Here is a 16588-nt window from a genome sequence, read left to right as displayed (position 1 = left end):
GAAGGAATGCGCCAACTACTTCAAATCCTGCGGATATGACCCCGAGTAAAGTGGACGTGCTCTAGCTCATTCCAATGGCCTCATGCCGGGAGAAGAGGGTGACGCAGACATCGTGGCTTTGACAGCCACACATCATCCATCGCCCTTCAGCCGATGCGGACCTGGCTTTGGCAAGAGTATCAAACCTGACTTAGTCGAGTATGGTGGTACTGCCGTGTGGCGGGGAATTTCATCTCGGCTGTCGGCTGATCGCGACAGCTGCGGCGTTCTAACACTCAACCCCAACTATCTGCAAAGTCTGATGGTTTATCGCCATGGAACCTCTTTTGCGGCTCCCGTTGCTGCCTATAAGGCAGCTGCGCTCTTGGAGGAGTTTCCTAAAGCGAGCGCAAATTTCGTCAGGGCCCTGATGGCGTTGAGTGCGGATCACCCAGCAGATTTGAAAGAACGGGTTACCTCTGACGGCGGTCGCGAGCATTTCAGATACGCGGGATACGGCGTGGCAGATGTCAGTCTTGCCGAAGCTTCGGAAGACAATCGCGTGGTTATGGCTATAGAGGATAGCCTCCCGATCGATCGGTTTGCCGTCTACGAGGTGCCTATTCCAACCGATTTCCAAACGGTCAAGGGTGTTCGGCATATCAAGGTTTCGCTAGCCTTTGACCCGCCGGTGCGGAACAGCCGGAAGGAATATTTGGGCGTCAAAATGGGTTATCACTTGGTGCGGGGGAAGTCGGCCGAAGAGGTTTTTGCCCGGTTCCGAAAATGGGAGACCGAAGAAAAAGAAGAAAATGGGGGCGCTGCAGTTTTCGAGAACGGTTCCGCGATTTGCAAAATGACCCCTTTGGCCAGCATGCAGGAGGCTGGAAGCCTTCAAGTCGGAACGTTCGTCCGTAAGCGCGACATCTCCCACCACGGCGACAGCTACTATCTGGTTGTCCGGTGTGAGGGAAAATGGGCTGCCAACATGGTAGAGGAGCAGACATTCTCTGTGGCTGTCGAGTTGTGGCACGAAGCCGAGCTTGAGCTTTATCAGCAGATCGCAGTCGTTCTAAGCGCGTAAGGAGAACACCTTTATTTCCCCCCCATCCTCCATTACATACCTCCCATACTCGCCACGCCCCGCCCGCGTATGGCGAAGACGACCACAAAATCCCGGGCGAAACGGAAGATTTGATCATGGCCCCCAAAGGCTCGCAGCGCACCGTCAACAAGATCGTCGCGGAAAACCGCAAGGCGCGCTTCAATTATGAGATCGTCGACACCTACGAGGCGGGTCTGGTTTTGACCGGCACGGAGGTCAAGTCGCTGCGCGAGGGCAAGGCCAATATCGCCGAATCCTATGCTTCCGATGAGGGCGAGGAGATCTGGCTGATCAATTCGCATCTGCCGGAATATCTGCAGGCGAACCGCTTCAACCACGAGCCGCGCCGCCGCCGCAAGCTGCTTCTGTCCAAGCGCGAGATCAACCGCCTGCGCGTCTCGATCAACCGCGAGGGCATGACGCTGGTGCCGCTCAAGATCTATTTCAACGAGAAGGGCAGGGCGAAGCTGGAGCTGGCGCTCGCCAAGGGCAAGAAGCTGCATGACAAGCGCGAGACCGAGAAGGAACGCGACTGGAACCGCCAGAAGCAGCGCATCATGAAGACGGGCTGAGGCCGATGGCGCTGGAGTTTCTGAAGGTCACCGTCGGCCCCTTCGTCTTCGAGGCGCGGCTGGAGCGCGAAAAGGCGCCCGAGACCTGCCGCATCTTTGAAAGTTTTCTGCCCTTCCGCAACCAGGCGATCCATTCGCGCTGGTCGGGCGAGGCGGTCTGGGTGCCCTTGGGCGATTTCCAGTTCGGCGCGGGCTTCGAGAATCACACTTGCCATCCCTCACGCGGTGATATCCTGCTTTATCCCGGTGGTTTCAGCGAAACGGAGCTGCTGTTTGCCTATGGCTCGTCGCAGTTTGCGAGCAAGATGGGCATGCTTGCGGGCAATCACTTTCTGACGGTCGTGAAGGGGGCTGAGCAGCTGGAGGCTATGGGTAAGATGGTCTTGTGGCAAGGCGCGCAGGATATCGCTTTCGAGGCAATGTAAGGAAGTACTCTGCTTGGTCCTTCACCGACGGGCGGAGCAAGAAGACCCCCCTCTGTCACTTCGTGACATCTCCCCCACAAGGGGGGAGAGTGGGGGCCGGGGGCGGCGGGCTCCCTACCTCCCCCTTGAGGGGGAGGTCGCCGCAAAGCGGCGGGTGGGGGTGAACCCTACCGCGAGTTCGACGTTTCACGATCTTTCTCATCTTCCGGCCGTCACCCCACCCCGGAGCTTCGCTCCGACCCTCCCCCTCAAGGAGAGGGTGGCCCGCGTCTTAGCTGCGAGCCGCTCTCCCCCCTTGTGGGGGAGATGCCCGGCAGGGCAGAGGGGGGTGCTTTCAACCGCAAAGCTTGTCGGGGGCGGGAGCCCCCAATCCCTCAATGCTCTTCTTCGTGGCTCGATACCGGCTCGGCGACACGCGGCGCGCCGCGCTCGGAGGGGTCGCGGCCGATTTCGGCTTTGAGCGTCATCAGGTCGATGAAATGGTCCGACTGGCGGCGGAGATCATCGGCGATCATCGGCGGTTGCGTCGCCATGGTCGAGACGACGGAGACCTTGCGGCCCTTCCGCTGCAGGGCTTCGACCAGCGTGGTGAAATCGCCGTCGCCGGAGAAGAGCACGAGATGGTCGACGGTTTCGGACTGTTCCATCGCGTCGATGGCAAGCTCGATATCCATGTTGCCCTTGACCTTGCGGCGGCCCATGGAGTCGGTGAATTCCTTCGCCGGCTTGGTCACGACCTTGTAGCCGTTATAGTCCAGCCAGTCGATCAGTGGGCGGATCGAGGAATATTCCTGATCCTCGATGAGGGCGGTGTAATAATAGGCGCGCAACAGGTAACCGCGCTTCTGGAACGCCTTCAGAAGCTTGCGATAATCGATATCGAAGCCGAGGCTCTTGGAAGCTGCGTAGAGATTGGCGCCATCGATGAACAGGGCGATTTTTTCGCGCGGATCGAACATCTTCATTATTCCTCAGGTGCAATATGAACTAACGCGGCAATCGGAAATCAAAACAATACCTTGCCCCTCCACATATGACCAGAGCATTAAATTATGATCTGATCATATATAAAAGTATTTAGGATACGGAATTCGATAATCCAAGCACCTCTGGGTTGCATGTAAGCGGAAATCATGGCTTTTCAGATTGTCTTTTGTCGCGGGTCGGGCTCTTGGTGACGAAAAACTTGAAATTGCCGTCCATTGCCTGTATCGCACCCGTCAATCCCTCGCATTCATGACCGTAAAGGACAGGCAATGGCCCGCGTCACCGTTGAAGATTGCATCGACAAAGTCGAGAACCGCTTTGAGCTCGTTTTGCTCGCGAGCCACCGCGCCCGCCAGATCTCCCAGGGCGCGCCGATCACCATCGATCGCGACAAGGACAAGAACCCGGTCGTGGCGCTTCGCGAAATCGCCGACGAGACGCTGTCGCCCGACGACCTCAAGGAAGACCTGATCCACTCGCTGCAGAAGCATGTCGAAGTCGACGAGCCGGAGCAGGATCCGAGCTCGATGCTCGCCAATGTCGGCACGGCCGGCAAGGGTGACGAAGAAGACGAACTGCCGGAAACCCTCACCTTCGACCAGATGTCGGAAGAGGAACTGCTGGCCGGTATCGAAGGTCTCGTTCCCCCGGAAAAGAGCGACGATTACTAATCGTCAATTAGTCGGAATTTAGTCTGTTTCTGACAGTTGGATAATGTGCGCCAGTCATGTCGGCTGGCGCGCTTTTTCGTTTCTAGGAGACGTCTGAATGATGCGGCAATACGAGCTCGTGGAGCGGGTGCAGAAATACAAGCCCGACGCCAACGAAGCTCTTCTGAACAAGGCCTATGTCTATGCCATGCAGAAGCACGGCAAGCAGACGCGCGCCAGCGGAGATCCCTATATCTCCCATCCGCTCGAGGTCGCCGCCATTCTGACCGAAATGCGCCTGGACGAATCGACCATCGCGGTCGCCCTCCTGCACGACACGATCGAAGACACCTCGGCCACCCGCGCCGAAATCGACGAACTCTTCGGCGAGGACATCGGCCGGCTCGTCGAGGGGCTCACCAAGATCAAGAAGCTCGACCTCGTCACCAAGAAGGCGAAGCAGGCGGAAAACCTGCGCAAGCTTCTGCTCGCCATTTCCGACGACGTGCGTGTTCTCCTCGTCAAGCTCGCCGACCGCCTGCACAACATGCGCACGCTCGAGCACATGCGCGATGACAAGCGCGCCCGCATTTCCGAAGAGACGATGGAAATCTATGCGCCGCTCGCCGGCCGCATGGGTATGCAGGACATGCGCGACGAGCTGGAGGACCTGTCCTTCCGCTACATGAATCCGGAAGCCTATGAGACGGTGACCAACCGTCTGGCGGAGCTGTCGACCCGCAACGAGGGCCTGATCACCAAGATCGAGGACGAGCTGCGCGATCTCCTGGTGGCGAACGGCCTCTTGAACGCCGGCGTCAAGGGCCGCCAGAAGCGGCCTTACTCCGTCTTCCGCAAGATGCAGTCGAAGTCGCTGTCCTTCGAGCAGCTCTCCGACGTCTACGGCTTCCGCATCCTGGTCGACGACGTTCAGGGCTGCTACCGGGCGCTCGGCATCGTGCACACCCGCTGGCGCGTGGTGCCGGGCCGCTTCAAGGATTATATCTCGACACCGAAACAGAACGATTACCGCTCGATCCACACCACGATCGTCGGCCCGTCCCGCCAGCGTATCGAACTGCAGATCCGCACGCGCCGCATGCACGAGATCGCCGAATACGGGATCGCCGCCCACAGTCTCTACAAGGATGGCGAAAACGGCGATCCGAACGAGCCGCTGAAGCGTGAAAGCAATGCCTATTCCTGGCTCCGCCACACGATCGAGGCTTTGGCGGAAGGCGACAATCCGGAAGAATTCCTGGAGCATACCAAGCTCGAACTCTTCCAGGACCAGGTCTTCTGCTTCACGCCCAAGGGCAAGCTGATCGCGCTGCCGCGCGGCGCCACCCCGATCGATTTTGCCTATGCCGTCCACACCAATGTCGGCGATACCTGCGTCGGCGCCAAGATCAATGGCTCGATCATGCCGCTGGTCACCCGCCTGTCGAATGGCGACGAGGTCGAGATCATCCGCTCCGGCGTGCAGGTGCCGCCCGCCGCCTGGGAAGAGATCGTCGTCACCGGCAAGGCGCGCGCCGCCATCCGCCGCGCCACCCGTATGGCGATCCGCAAGCAATATGCAGGCCTTGGCCAGCGCATTCTGGAGCGCACCTTCGAGCGCGCCGGCAAGGTCTTTTCGCGCGATACGCTGCGCCCGGTTCTGCACCGGCTCGGCCAGCGCGATGTCGAAGACGCGATCGCCTCGGTCGGCCGCGGCGAAACCTCGTCGCTCGACGTGCTGCGCGCCGTCTATCCCGACTATCAGGACGAGCGCGTCACGACAAAACCGGCGGAAGACGGCTGGTTCGCGATGAACAGCGCCAATGGCATGGTCTTCAAGATCCCCGGTGCCGCCCATCCCAAGGGGGATGTGCCCACCGCCGGCGACGGCCCCGAGCCGCTGCCGATCCGCGGCCTCTCCGGCAATGCCGAGGTGCATTTCGGCCCCGCCGGCGCCGTGCCGGGTGACCGCATCGTCGGCATCATGGAAGACGACAAGGGCATCACCATCTATCCGATCCAGGCCTCGGCCCTGCAGCGGTTCGAAAACGAGCCGGAGCGCTGGATCGATGTGCGCTGGGATCTCGACGAGGCAAACAAGTCGCGCTTCGTCGCCCGCATCCTGATCAATGCGCTGAACGAGCCGGGCACGCTGGCGACCGTTGCCCAGTGTGTCGCCCGCCTCGATATCAATATCCGCGTCTTGAACATGATCCGCATTGCCACCGACTTCACCGAAATGGCGATCGATCTCGAAGTCTGGGATCTGCGTCAGCTCAGCCAGTTGCTCGGCGAGCTGAAGGAGCTCGACTGCATCTCGACCGTGAAGCGTGTCTACGATTGATCCGCTTGCGGGGCAGGTTACGGACCAGCCCCGCAAGTCTGCTTCTCTTGCGGCGAACTGCTTATCTTTTGCCCATCTTCTGCCCAAAACGTAAACCTCGAGCCCCTCGATATGCGTTTGATGCATATCTGGCGTCGCCAATCGGCTCTGGTGGTTTGTGCGGCGCAACATTATCTTCGGATCAACAGATGAAGACAAAGAACCGAGGATAAAACGATGTTTACTCCGATCCGCAAACTGGCCCGTGCACTCCGCGTTCCCACGGCTGCTGAACGTGAAATGAGCTACCTGAACGGTGCTCGCGATCTCGTCGACCTGGAATACCGCCAGCGCGAAATCGACCGTGGCGTGTTCCGTCGCGGTTTCTGAAAACCGGCGGCCCATTGGGGCTGCAGGTCATGTCTGATCCGCAGGTGGCCAGAACGGCCGCCTTTGGCAGACGCCAGGTTCGGCGCCGGTCCTTTCCGGCGCCTCGTGTATTAAGGCGTTCCGTCGACGGGTAACCCTTGCGGGAAGCGCAGCGGATAAACTACATGTTGTCCATGCTGTTTCGACGTCGCCAACCGCTTTCCTATTCGACGAGGCTGCGCGAGCTAGTATGGCCGCGAAAAGGCTTCTCCCGCCCGTTTCAGTACTTCGGCAAACGTGTCCTGCGTCTGTCGGCGACGCCGCATGCGGTGGCCGCCGGTCTTGTCGCGGGCATTGTGTCGTCACTGACGCCGTTCATCGGCTTTCACTTCCTGATTGCCTTTGCGCTCGCCTACCTGATTTCGGGCAACATGCTTGCGGCAGCGCTTGGAACGGCGGTCGGAAATCCGCTGACGTTCCCGTTCATATGGGCGGCCACCTGGGAAGTTGGCCGCTATCTGCTCGGGCAGGATGGCCCCTCCGGTCCCGCCGTCGATCTGCACCATCTCTGGCACGAATTCGGGATTGCCCATATCTGGGAGCCGGTCCTGAAGCCCATGCTTGTCGGTGCCATTCCGCTTGCCGTCATCAGCACCATCGTCGTCTATACCTGCACCTATATCGCAGTCGACCGGTTCCAGCGCCGGCGGCGCGAACGGCTGTCAGAACGGGCAAGGGCGCGCCTGGCCGATGCCTTGGAAGGGACGAGTGTCTGAGATGATCATCGGTATCGGCAGCGACCTCATCGACATCCGCCGGATCGCGAAGTCGATCGAGCGCTTCGGCGAAAAATTCACGGCGCGTTGCTTCACCGACGAGGAGCAGGCGCGCTCGAATGGCCGTAAGGATTCGGCCGCATCGTATGCCAAGCGTTTCGCCGCCAAGGAGGCCATGTCCAAGGCGCTTGGCACGGGGATCGCCGAGGGTGTGTTCTGGAAGGAAATGGGTGTCGTCAATCTGCCGAACGGCAAGCCCGGCCTGGAACTCACCGGCGGCGCGCGCAAATTCCTCGATCGCCTGGTGCCGGAAGGGTACCGCCCCGTCGTGCATCTCACCATCACAGACGAGTTCCCCTATGCCCAGGCCTTCGTCGTCATCGAGGCCCTGCCGCTGAACGTCTGATACATCCGGTCGCACCGGTTTGGCGGCTTCGCCGCTTGCCGGGCCGGCTGACAGCCTTCCATTTGACAATGAATAGCTCTAGAGAGAGCAGGATTTTCGCAAGAAGGAACAGACCCGCGTGAGCGAAGCCAAGAAGCAAAGTGCCCTTTGGGAAAACATCAAGGTCATCATCCAGGCCCTCCTGCTGGCCATGGTGATCCGGACCGTGTTGTTCCAGCCTTTCACGATCCCGTCGGGCTCGATGATGCCGACCCTGCTGGTCGGCGACTATATCTTCGTCAACAAGTTCTCCTACGGCTACTCGAAATACTCGCTGCCCTTCTCGCCGGACCTCTTCGAGGGCCGCATCCTGGCAAGCGAGCCGAAGCGTGGCGACATCGTCGTCTTCCGCTTCCCGCCGAATCCGAGCATCGATTACATCAAGCGCCTCGTCGGCCTGCCGGGTGACCGCATCCAGGTCATCAATGGCGTGCTGAACATCAATGGCCAGCCGGTGCCGAAGGTTGAGGACGGGGTTTTCACCTCGGACTATCGCATGGATCCGGGCACCGACGTGCCGGTCTTCCGCGAAACCATGGACAACGGCGTGACCTATGACACGCTCGACCAGGCGCCGGATACGCGGGGCGACAACACCCGCGAATTCATCGTGCCGGAAGGCCATTATTTCATGATGGGCGACAACCGCGACAACTCGCTCGACAGCCGCTTCGATGTCGGCTTCGTGCCGGCGGAAAACCTGATCGGCAAGGCCTCGCTGATCTTCTTCTCGCTGGGCAACGACACCTCGTTCCGCGAAGTGTGGAAGTGGCCGTCCAACATGCGTTGGGATCGTCTGTTCAAGGTTGTCGAATGAACAGGAAGAAGGGCGTCGCAGAGGAGCATTGGGCGGAGATCGAAACTCTGGTCGGGCATCGTTTTGCCGATCGGGATCGCCTGTCCCGCGCGCTCACGCATTCGAGCGCCCAGCCGTCGAAGGGGGAGGGCGACTATGAGCGCCTCGAATTCCTCGGCGACCGCGTGCTCGGCCTGTGTGTGGCCGAGCTTCTGTTCAGCACCTTTCGCAAGGCGGCGGAGGGAGAGCTCTCCGTCCGCTTCAACCAGCTCGTCAGCGCAGAGACCTGCGCTGCCGTCGCCGACGAGATGGAGCTCCATCGCTTCATCCGCACCGGCGCAGACGTGAAGAAGATCACCGCGAAGAACATGCTCAATGTTCGTGCCGACGTGGTCGAAGCCCTGATCGCGGCCATCTATCTGGATGCCGGTCTGGAAGCCGCGCGCGGCTTCATCCTGAAATACTGGACGGCCCGTGCTGCCCGCGCCGATGGCGCCCGCCGCGATGCCAAGACCGAATTGCAGGAATGGACGCATGCCCGGTATGGCGCGCCGCCGACATACAAGGTTGCGGATCGCTCCGGACCGGATCATGATCCCCGCTTCACGGTGATCGTCGAGATCCCGGGCCTGAAGCCCGAGGTGGGCATCGACCGTTCAAAGCGCGCCGCCGAGCAGGTGGCCGCGACCAAGATTCTCGAACGCGAAGGCGTCTGGGCCAAGGCCTCTGACGCAAACTGATTGGACACCATGACCGAAACAGAAAGCCATGACGGCGGCGAAGCCACCGTCGCCACCCCGACCCGATCCGGCTTCGTCGCCCTTATCGGCCCGACCAATGCCGGCAAGTCGACGCTGGTCAACCGCTTCGTCGGCGCCAAGGTCTCGATCGTCAGCCACAAGGTGCAGACGACCCGCGCCGTGATGCGCGGTATCGCGATCCAAAAGAACGCGCAGATCGTCTTCATGGACACGCCCGGCATCTTCAAGCCGCGCCGCAAGCTCGACCGCGCCATGGTGACCTCGGCCTGGGGCGGTGCCAAGGATGCCGACATCATCCTGCTCCTGATCGACAGCGAACGCGGTCTGCGCGGCGACGCCGAGGCGATCCTGGAAGCCCTGAAGGATGTGCCGCAGCCGAAGATCCTGGTCCTGAACAAGATCGACCGCGTGCGCCACGAGGACCTGTTCAAGCTCGCCGAAACGGCGAACGCGGCCGTCAAGTTCGACCGCACCTTCATGATTTCGGCCACGACCGGCTCCGGCTGCGACGACATCATGGACTATCTGGCCGAAACCTTCCCGGAAGGCCCCTGGTACTATCCGGAAGACCAGATCTCCGACCTGCCGATGCGCCAGCTCGCCGCCGAGATCACCCGCGAAAAGCTCTTCCTGCGCCTGCACCAGGAGCTTCCCTATTCGTCGCATGTCGAGACGGAAAAGTGGGAAGAGCGCAAGGATGGCTCGGTTCGTATCGAACAGGTGATCTATGTCGAGCGCGACAGCCAGAAGAAGATCGTGCTCGGCAAGAACGGTGATGCCATCAAGGCGATCTCGACGGCCTCCCGCAAGGAGATGTCGGAAATCCTCGAGCAGCCCGTGCACCTCTTCCTGTTCGTCAAGGTGCGGGAAAACTGGGGCAACGACCCCGAGCGCTTCCGCGAAATGGGTCTCGAATTCCCCCGCGACTGACGGTCTTTCGTCTGCTTTTTATCCTTTAGCCCCGGCGGGCTTGATCCGCCGGGCGACAAAAGAGGCGATTTGCGGACCGAGCAGGATGATCAGGATCAGCCGCATGGTCTGCAGCGCCATGACGAAGGACATATCGACGGGCGTCGACGCGGCGATGATGGCGATCGAATCGAGGCCGCCAGGGCTGGTTGCCAGATAGGCGGTCAGCGGGTCGATCCCCATGAACCACCAGAGCAAAAAGGCGAGCCCGCCGCAAAACGCCATAAGGACGAGGATCGAACCGACCACCTGGGGAAGGGCGCTGGCCGCATGCCGGAGAATCCGGCGGGTGAAGGTCAGCCCGACCCGCCAGCCGATCACGCCATAGGCGAGCGCCAGCAACCATTGCGGCAGGTGCAGCGAGATCAATCCGGACACATGCAGGATCGTGGTGACCACCAGAGGCAGCAGCATGGTGCCGGCGGGGATCTTGAGCCGAGCACCAACGGAGGCCGCGGTAAGAGCAGCAGCAAGCGTCAGGCCCAGGTCGAGCCAGTCCGTTTCCGGAAACCAAACGGTCTGTGGCGCGGTGCCTCCGCTGATCCGGAAGACCAGCGCTGCCACGATCGAGGCGCCGGTCGCCACGAACACCACCCGCAGATACTGCATGAAGGCGACCAGCCGTGCGTCGGCGCCATGCGCTTCGGCCATCAGCACCATGGCGGATGCCGCCCCGGCCGACGTGCCCCACACGGCCGTTGTCCCCGGCAGGATGTCAGCCTTGGCGATCAGATAACCGAGAAGGCTGCTCGCCGAGATGACCGCCATGACGATCGCCAGAAAAATCGGCCAGTCGAGCGCGACCGCTTTCAGCGTTTCCAGATCGAGCGAGCGCGCGATGATGCAGCCGAGCAGCGAATGGGCGAAGATATAGGGATAGCGATGGACGGAGAGACGCGCCCCGTTCGTGGCGACCAGGATGGCGGCCGCCATCGGCCCGAGCAGCAGGGCGCCTGGAATATGCGTGGCGAAAAGGATGGTCGAGAGCGTCAGAGAGATCGCAAGCAGGATGCCCCAGCGGACCGTGACGGGCAGGGGCGTCAGCATGCCCGGCGGCGGAGCAGGGCCGGTTGCCGCGATCACCGCTGCCGCTTCGGACGCCTTGTCGGGCAGGTCTGCCTGATCACCCATGGGCATCTCCTGATTTCGCCGCGCCGCTGAGTGGGAAAGCACTGGACGCAAGCGCAAATTCGTAAAATAAATGAGGTGAACCTCACAAACGAGTTTTATGAGCATGTCCTCGCAAAAGTCAAGTTTGTCGATTCCGCCGAAGGCCGCAGACGTGGCGGATGTCTCCACGATTCCGCCGTCATCCGCACGGCCGAAGGTGACCGCCATTCCCGTGGCCAAGGAACCGAAGCGCCAGCGTGGCATTGCGCGCGTCGCCCGCCTGCTTGATGCCGGCGCCAGCGTCTTTGCCGAGCAGGGTTACAAGGCAGCGACCATGACCGAGATCGCGGCCCGCGCCGGTGCGCCGATCGGTTCACTGTACCAGTTCTTTCCCAACAAGGATGTCCTGGCAGATGCTCTGGTTGCTCGTTATGGCGAACATGTGACGGCGGCGCTCGACAGGATCTGCGAACAGGCCCCTGAGCTTGACGGCGCCGACCTCGCCGACCGTCTTCTTGACGTGATGGTCGCCCATGCATCCGAGCGCAGCCTGGCGCTGAGCCTTCTCGATGCACGCTGGGAACAGCCGGGCGTGCGCCCCGGCGTGCTGCGCGAAAGCCTGCGCCGCCACATTGCAGACTGCCTTGCCGCCTGGCGGCCACAACTTGGCGACGACGAGCGCCAGGCCATGGCGGTGGTGCTGCTGCAGGCGATGAAGTCGTTGGCGCAACTGCATGAAGAGAAACGTTATACCGGCAAGTCCGAAGCGCTTGCCCAATGGCGCGGCTGGGTTCGACGTTACCTCTCGGATTTCTGAGAGCGGCAGTCGAATCGGTTGTCCCGGGGGAGCGGTCTAGGCTAGACTGTCTCCATGCAATGGACGGACGAGGCAATTCTGCTCGGTGTGCGCAGGCATGGCGAAACCAGCGTCATTGCCGAAATGATGACCCGCAGCCGTGGCCGTCATCTCGGCATGATCAGGTCCGGTCGCTCGCGCAGAATGCAGCCGGTCCTGCAGCCTGGAAACCGGCTGGAAGTCACCTGGCGGGCAAGGCTCGACGAACATCTCGGTGAATACAGGGTGGAGCCGCTGATCTTGCGGGCAGGGCGGTTGATGGAGAGCGCCACCGCCGTCTACGGCGTCCAGGCGCTGGGCTCCCTCTTGCGCCTTCTACCCGAACGCGATCCGCATCCGCATCTCTTCGAAGCCCTCGACGTCATTCTCGATCATCTGGAGGAGCCGGCCACGGCCGGCGAACTCTTCGTCCGCTTCGAGCTGGCACTGCTGAACGATCTCGGCTTCGGTCTGGATCTGGACGAATGCGCGGCGACAGGGCTGCGTGATGATCTTGCTTATGTCTCGCCGAAATCCGGCCGGGCTGTTAGCCGTGCGGCAGGCGCTCCCTGGGCGGACAAGATGTTGTCGCTTCCGGATTTCCTGTCGTCCGGAAGCCGGAAAAGGGCCGATCCCGAAAGCCTGGCAGCGGCCTTTCGGCTGACTGCATATTTCCTGGACCGCCACGTGTACGTGCCGCGCGGGCTTGAAGCGGGCGCGGCACGGGAGGGCTTTTGTCAGGCGGCGTTGAAGACCCTGCGGGCGCTCGAGGCAACCGGGGCATTGGCCGCACCGAGAAACTCGGCCTGATCCTCAGGCGCCGATTTGGCCATGTGATTGTGGATGGCGGCCTGAAGTTCGCTGATATTGCGATAGCTACCGCCATCCAGGTCGATGACCGGATATTTGACGGCGATGAACTTGACCCTGTCGCCGTCGGGAATGGTGATGCCAACCGGGATTCCGGCATATTCAATGACTTGCTTTTTCATAATGAATGTCCCCGCTCGTGCATTCGATGCACGGCGCTGTTTCAATAGTCGTTTGTGGTGATCAGTCTTTGAGCTGCGTCACATTCGACAGGAGCAGGCGTAATGGCGTTTCACCATCACGAGGCACGGGGTCGTCTGCCAGGATCGGATGGCATCAAGAAATACAACTTGCATTTCGCTGACCTCCTTCTTTGGCTGTGGCCTCCAAAGGGAGGCCAGTCATGGTTCGTCGTCAGTGTCCGAACCAGCTCGCACAAGGTAGGTGCTGGCTCCGAATCCGTCAACGGGGGACATGAGAAAAATAAAATAATTTTCTGTGACGGTCCGCGTTAGGCGGAAACACGGGAATTTTGATCCGGCATGGATGAAATGCCGAAATATGATCTCACTTTGGGCAAAATTACGCCGCGACCATGGCGGGCCGGTCGACCGCTTTTTCGCGGATCGGCCAATGCACCACTGCCGCGAAGATGCCAAGCGCCACACCAAGCCACCAGACCTGGTCATAGGTGCCGAAGTGGTCGTACAGATAGCCGCCCATCCACACGCCGAGGAACGAGCCGATCTGGTGCGACAGGAAGACCAGCCCGCCGAGCAGGCCGAGATGGCGTGTGCCGAACATGATGGCGACGAGGCCATTTGTCGGCGGCACGGTGGAGAGCCAGAGCAGCCCCATCACCGAGGCGAAGATCACCACGGAGGTCGGCGTCTGCGGCAGGAGCAGGAAAAGCGTCACGGTGATCGAGCGGCCGATATAGATGAAGGCGAGGAAATAGGGCTTCGAATAGCGTTGGCCGATCCAGCCGGCGGCGAGCGAGCCGATGATGTTGAAGAAGCCGATCAGCGCCATGGCGATCACCGCATAACGCGGCTCGATGCCGATATCGCCGAGGTAGGCGGGGAAATGCGCGGTGATGAAGGCCACCTGGAAGCCGCAGACGAAGAAGCCGGTGGTCAGCAGCAGGTAGCTCCTGTGCGCCAGCGCCTCTTTCAGCGCTTCCGCCACCGTCTGCTGATACTGCATGCCGGACTGGCTGCCTGACTGCGCATTGCCGCGGAGCGGAATGGCAAGCAGCGGCACGACCAGCATCATCACGGCGATGATCACGAGGCTGTCCGACCAGCCGAAGGCGGAGATGAAACCCTGGCTCAAGGGGGCAAACAGGAACATGCCGGCAGAACCCGCCGCAGTCCCGATGCCGAACGCCATGGAGCGCTGCTCGGGCGTGACATTGCGGGCAAAGGCGGAGAGGATGACGCTAAAGGACCCCGCACCGATCGCCGTACCGATCAGCACGCCGCCGCCGATATGCAGCCAGATCGGTGCACTCGCATGGGCCATCATCAGAAGACCCGCAGCATAGAGCACGCCGGACATGACCAGCACGCGTCCGGTGCCGTATTTGTCCGCCAAGGCCCCGAAGAAGGGTTGGCTGACACCCCAGAACAGGTTCTGGAAGGCCATGGCGAGGCCGAAGGTCGAGCGGTCCCAACCCCGATCGGCGAGCATCGGCAACTGGAAGAAGCCCATGGCCGACCGCGGCCCGAAGGTCATGACCGCAATCAGCGATCCGGCAAGAATGATCAGCCAGGGCATCGGGTGGCGCGCAGTCGCGGTCATGGGGGATTCTCCTCTGTCGAGGACTGACTGTAGTTCAGCGGACCCATGACGGGAAACGCCTTTTGATGAATTGCTCATCAAGGGATTTGATGAAAGTCAGCTTTGGGTTGGGTGCGCAAGGCTGGATCCTTCGAGGCCCTCGCTTGGCGAGGGCACCTCAGGATGAGGGCCAGAGGGTGGGCAGGGTCCTTCGAGGCCTTCGCTTTGTGAGGGCGCGTCAAGATGCGGAGCGCAAACGGTCAGCCCTCATCCTGAGGTGGGAGCGCAGCGACCCTCGAAGGACGAGGGCGGGTGGGGCCTGTGATCCGCGATCACCGCTGCTTGATCGCCCAGCCGTCACGCATGCCCAGAACGGTGACCGCGTCCCCAACCGAGACCAGACCTTCACCGCGCGGCACGGTGTTCCAGCCGAACAATGGCCCCGCCACGCGCCGATCGGCCGACATGCGGATCCGCCCCATCGCCGGCATCGGATTGGCGCCCTGGCGTGAGCCGGTCTGCTGATCCTGCGTGGTCATGATGCAGCGCGGGCAGGGTTTGGCGAAATCGAAGCGGATGCCCGCGATTTCGAGACCGGTCCAGGTGTCCTCGGCCCAGGGCTCGTCGCAATCGAGCACGATGTTCGGCCGGAAACGCTCCATGCCAACAGAGCCTTCGCCGTGTTTCTCCATGTCCTCGTTGAGCGCGCGCAGCGACCCCGTGGTGGTCACAAGGATCTGGTAGCCATCGGCAAAAGCCATCGGCGAATTCTCGCCTGCCCATTCGGCACTTGCCATGCGGCGGCTGTCGCCATCGATGAAAACAAGCTTCATCTCCCGTCCGAACCACGCCGACAGCTTCGCATTGACGCTGTCGTCGGCCACGGCGGCGCTGACGATGGATTTCCAGATCGCGACATCCATCCGATGCTCCGGGTGCGGCGGTGCGACCATGACCTCGCGCCCGTCGTCGAGCCGGAGCGTGAGGTAAGCGGCACCCGGAATGGCGGTGAGTCGGGCGAGATCGGGCAATTCGCGCTGGGTGATGAAATGCCCTGACGGATCGACCAGCATCATCCGCCGATCGCCGGCAAGCCCCATGGCCTCGATCCGCGCCTGCGGCAGAGTTATGCCCCGAGCACTCTTGATTGGATAGATGAAAAGCCCGGTGATCTGCATGGCGTGACCTTTAGATTTCGTCGCGGAAGAGGGTGAGAAACTGCTCGAGCCGCTGGTGCCGCTCTTCAGCCAGGACACGGCCTGTCGCCGTCTGGAAACCGTCGGAGAGTTTCAAGAGCTTGGCCGGAAAATGGTCGATCGCATAAAGCCGGTCATCGAGCGGCCGGTGATCTGCGCCGGGATCACCCGGATGATAAAGGCCGGAGCCCAAACGCCCGGCGATGTAGAAGCAGCGCGCCACGCCGACCATGCCGATCGCGTCCAGCCGGTCGGCATCCTGCAGGATTTTGGCTTCCAGCGTCTCGGGCGGAATGTTGGCGGAAAAACTGTGGGTCAGCACGGCATGGGCCACGCGGGCGATCCGGTCCTCAGGCCAGCCGAGATCAGCCAGAATGCTTGACGCCTTCTCCGCCGCGAGCCGCGAGGCTTGCGATCTAAGCGGCGAGTTCTTCTCGACCGCCACGCAATCATGCAGGAGAACGGCCGCCGCCAGCACCTCGGCATCGCCACCTTCGCCGGCCTGGATGCGCATGGCATTGCGAAACACCCGGTGGATATGGGCGAGGTCATGCGAGCCGTCATCGCCTTCGGTCGCATGTGCCAGAAGCTGCGCCGCAAGCGCCTGATGCGGGGCAAAGGCTTCGGCAGTGAGAAGATCGGTCACGTCAAAAAATCCCGGTGATTCCTGGCAGGCGCGGCATCCATCTATCCCGCCT

The 16588-nt window shown here is 61.4% G+C and carries 18 protein-coding genes and 1 pseudogene; 13 read left to right on the top strand and 6 right to left on the bottom strand.

The features are described 5' to 3' along the window. Positions 1–82: 82 nt before the first annotated feature. The 3 genes from DMY87_RS21030 to DMY87_RS21020 all read left to right on the top strand — a co-directional run bounded on the left by DMY87_RS21030 (position 83) and on the right by DMY87_RS21020 (position 2081). Positions 83–1063, top strand: a complete 981-nt coding sequence (locus tag DMY87_RS21030) for a S8 family serine peptidase (protein WP_110793569.1) — start codon at positions 83–85, stop codon at positions 1061–1063. Between the two features lie 116 nt (positions 1064–1179). Then, a complete protein-coding gene (gene smpB, locus DMY87_RS21025) occupies positions 1180–1656 on the top strand; it encodes an SsrA-binding protein SmpB (protein ID WP_110793568.1) in 477 nt (158 codons plus the stop codon). 5 nt (positions 1657–1661) lie between these two features. Then, positions 1662–2081 carry a DUF3830 family protein gene (locus DMY87_RS21020; RefSeq protein WP_205908201.1) on the top strand — a complete coding sequence of 140 codons (420 nt, stop codon included), beginning with the start codon at positions 1662–1664 and terminating at the stop codon, positions 2079–2081. Positions 2082–2455: 374 nt separating this feature from the next. Here DMY87_RS21020 and DMY87_RS21015 read toward each other — a convergent pair whose 3' ends face one another. Next, complete coding sequence (locus DMY87_RS21015) at positions 2456–3040, bottom strand: LabA-like NYN domain-containing protein (RefSeq protein ID WP_110793600.1); 585 nt, start codon at positions 3038–3040, stop codon at positions 2456–2458. 297 nt (positions 3041–3337) lie between these two features. On the opposite strand from DMY87_RS21015, the gene rpoZ reads away from it, so the two are divergent. From rpoZ to era, 8 genes are all read left to right on the top strand, one after another. Continuing rightward, positions 3338–3739: a DNA-directed RNA polymerase subunit omega gene (rpoZ, locus tag DMY87_RS21010; RefSeq protein WP_062275086.1), complete on the top strand. Its 402-nt coding sequence runs from the start codon at positions 3338–3340 to the stop codon at positions 3737–3739. A 97-nt stretch (positions 3740–3836) separates the two neighbouring features. Continuing rightward, positions 3837–6062, top strand: a complete 2226-nt coding sequence (locus DMY87_RS21005) for a RelA/SpoT family protein (protein WP_110793567.1) — start codon at positions 3837–3839, stop codon at positions 6060–6062. A 216-nt stretch (positions 6063–6278) separates the two neighbouring features. Next, positions 6279–6431 (top strand): DUF3563 family protein, encoded by a 153-nt coding sequence (locus DMY87_RS21000; protein WP_110793566.1) that lies wholly within the window; start codon positions 6279–6281, stop codon positions 6429–6431. A gap of 173 nt (positions 6432–6604) precedes the next feature. Beyond that, a complete protein-coding gene (locus DMY87_RS20995; RefSeq protein WP_110793599.1) occupies positions 6605–7186 on the top strand; it encodes a DUF2062 domain-containing protein in 582 nt (193 codons plus the stop codon). Position 7187: 1 nt separating this feature from the next. Then, positions 7188–7592 (top strand): holo-ACP synthase, encoded by a 405-nt coding sequence (gene acpS, locus DMY87_RS20990; protein ID WP_110793565.1) that lies wholly within the window; start codon positions 7188–7190, stop codon positions 7590–7592. Between the two features lie 118 nt (positions 7593–7710). Further along, positions 7711–8448 (top strand): signal peptidase I, encoded by a 738-nt coding sequence (gene lepB / locus DMY87_RS20985; RefSeq protein ID WP_110793564.1) that lies wholly within the window; start codon positions 7711–7713, stop codon positions 8446–8448. Next, entirely contained in the window at positions 8445–9167 is a 723-nt protein-coding gene (rnc, locus tag DMY87_RS20980) for a ribonuclease III (protein WP_110793563.1), read from the top strand. The genes lepB and rnc overlap by 4 nt, the downstream gene beginning before the upstream one ends. A gap of 9 nt (positions 9168–9176) precedes the next feature. Beyond that, entirely contained in the window at positions 9177–10118 is a 942-nt protein-coding gene (era, locus tag DMY87_RS20975) for a GTPase Era (protein WP_110793598.1), read from the top strand. 18 nt (positions 10119–10136) lie between these two features. Here the strand turns inward: era and DMY87_RS20970 are convergent, their stop codons facing one another. Next, on the bottom strand, positions 10137–11204 hold the full coding sequence (locus DMY87_RS20970) for an AbrB family transcriptional regulator (protein WP_245408998.1): 1068 nt from the start codon (positions 11202–11204) through the stop codon (positions 10137–10139). A 208-nt stretch (positions 11205–11412) separates the two neighbouring features. Between DMY87_RS20970 and DMY87_RS20965 the strand changes: the two genes are divergently transcribed. Further along, positions 11413–12084, top strand: coding sequence for a TetR/AcrR family transcriptional regulator (locus DMY87_RS20965; RefSeq protein ID WP_245408994.1), 672 nt, complete (start codon positions 11413–11415; stop codon positions 12082–12084). Positions 12085–12138: 54 nt separating this feature from the next. Then, on the top strand, positions 12139–12912 hold the full coding sequence (gene recO / locus DMY87_RS20960) for a DNA repair protein RecO (RefSeq protein ID WP_110793561.1): 774 nt from the start codon (positions 12139–12141) through the stop codon (positions 12910–12912). 2 nt (positions 12913–12914) lie between these two features. Here the strand turns inward: recO and DMY87_RS20955 are convergent. From DMY87_RS20955 to DMY87_RS20940, 4 genes and pseudogenes are all read right to left on the bottom strand, one after another. Next, positions 12915–13094 (bottom strand): annotated as a pseudogene (locus DMY87_RS20955) (hypothetical protein); the annotation flags it as partial. A 400-nt stretch (positions 13095–13494) separates the two neighbouring features. Further along, complete coding sequence (locus DMY87_RS20950) at positions 13495–14715, bottom strand: MFS transporter (protein ID WP_110793559.1); 1221 nt, start codon at positions 14713–14715, stop codon at positions 13495–13497. Positions 14716–15026: 311 nt separating this feature from the next. Next, positions 15027–15872 carry an MOSC domain-containing protein gene (locus DMY87_RS20945; RefSeq protein ID WP_110793558.1) on the bottom strand — a complete coding sequence of 282 codons (846 nt, stop codon included), beginning with the start codon at positions 15870–15872 and terminating at the stop codon, positions 15027–15029. Between the two features lie 10 nt (positions 15873–15882). Beyond that, on the bottom strand, positions 15883–16536 hold the full coding sequence (locus DMY87_RS20940) for an HD domain-containing protein (RefSeq protein ID WP_245408993.1): 654 nt from the start codon (positions 16534–16536) through the stop codon (positions 15883–15885). Positions 16537–16588 lie beyond the last annotated feature (52 nt).

Origin of the sequence: Peteryoungia wuzhouensis (genome assembly GCF_003205195.1) — a bacterium.
Classification (GTDB): domain Bacteria; phylum Pseudomonadota; class Alphaproteobacteria; order Rhizobiales; family Rhizobiaceae; genus Allorhizobium; species Allorhizobium wuzhouense.
The sequence above is the reverse complement of the archived record's forward strand: the minus strand, read 5'-3'. Positions and strand labels throughout refer to the sequence as shown.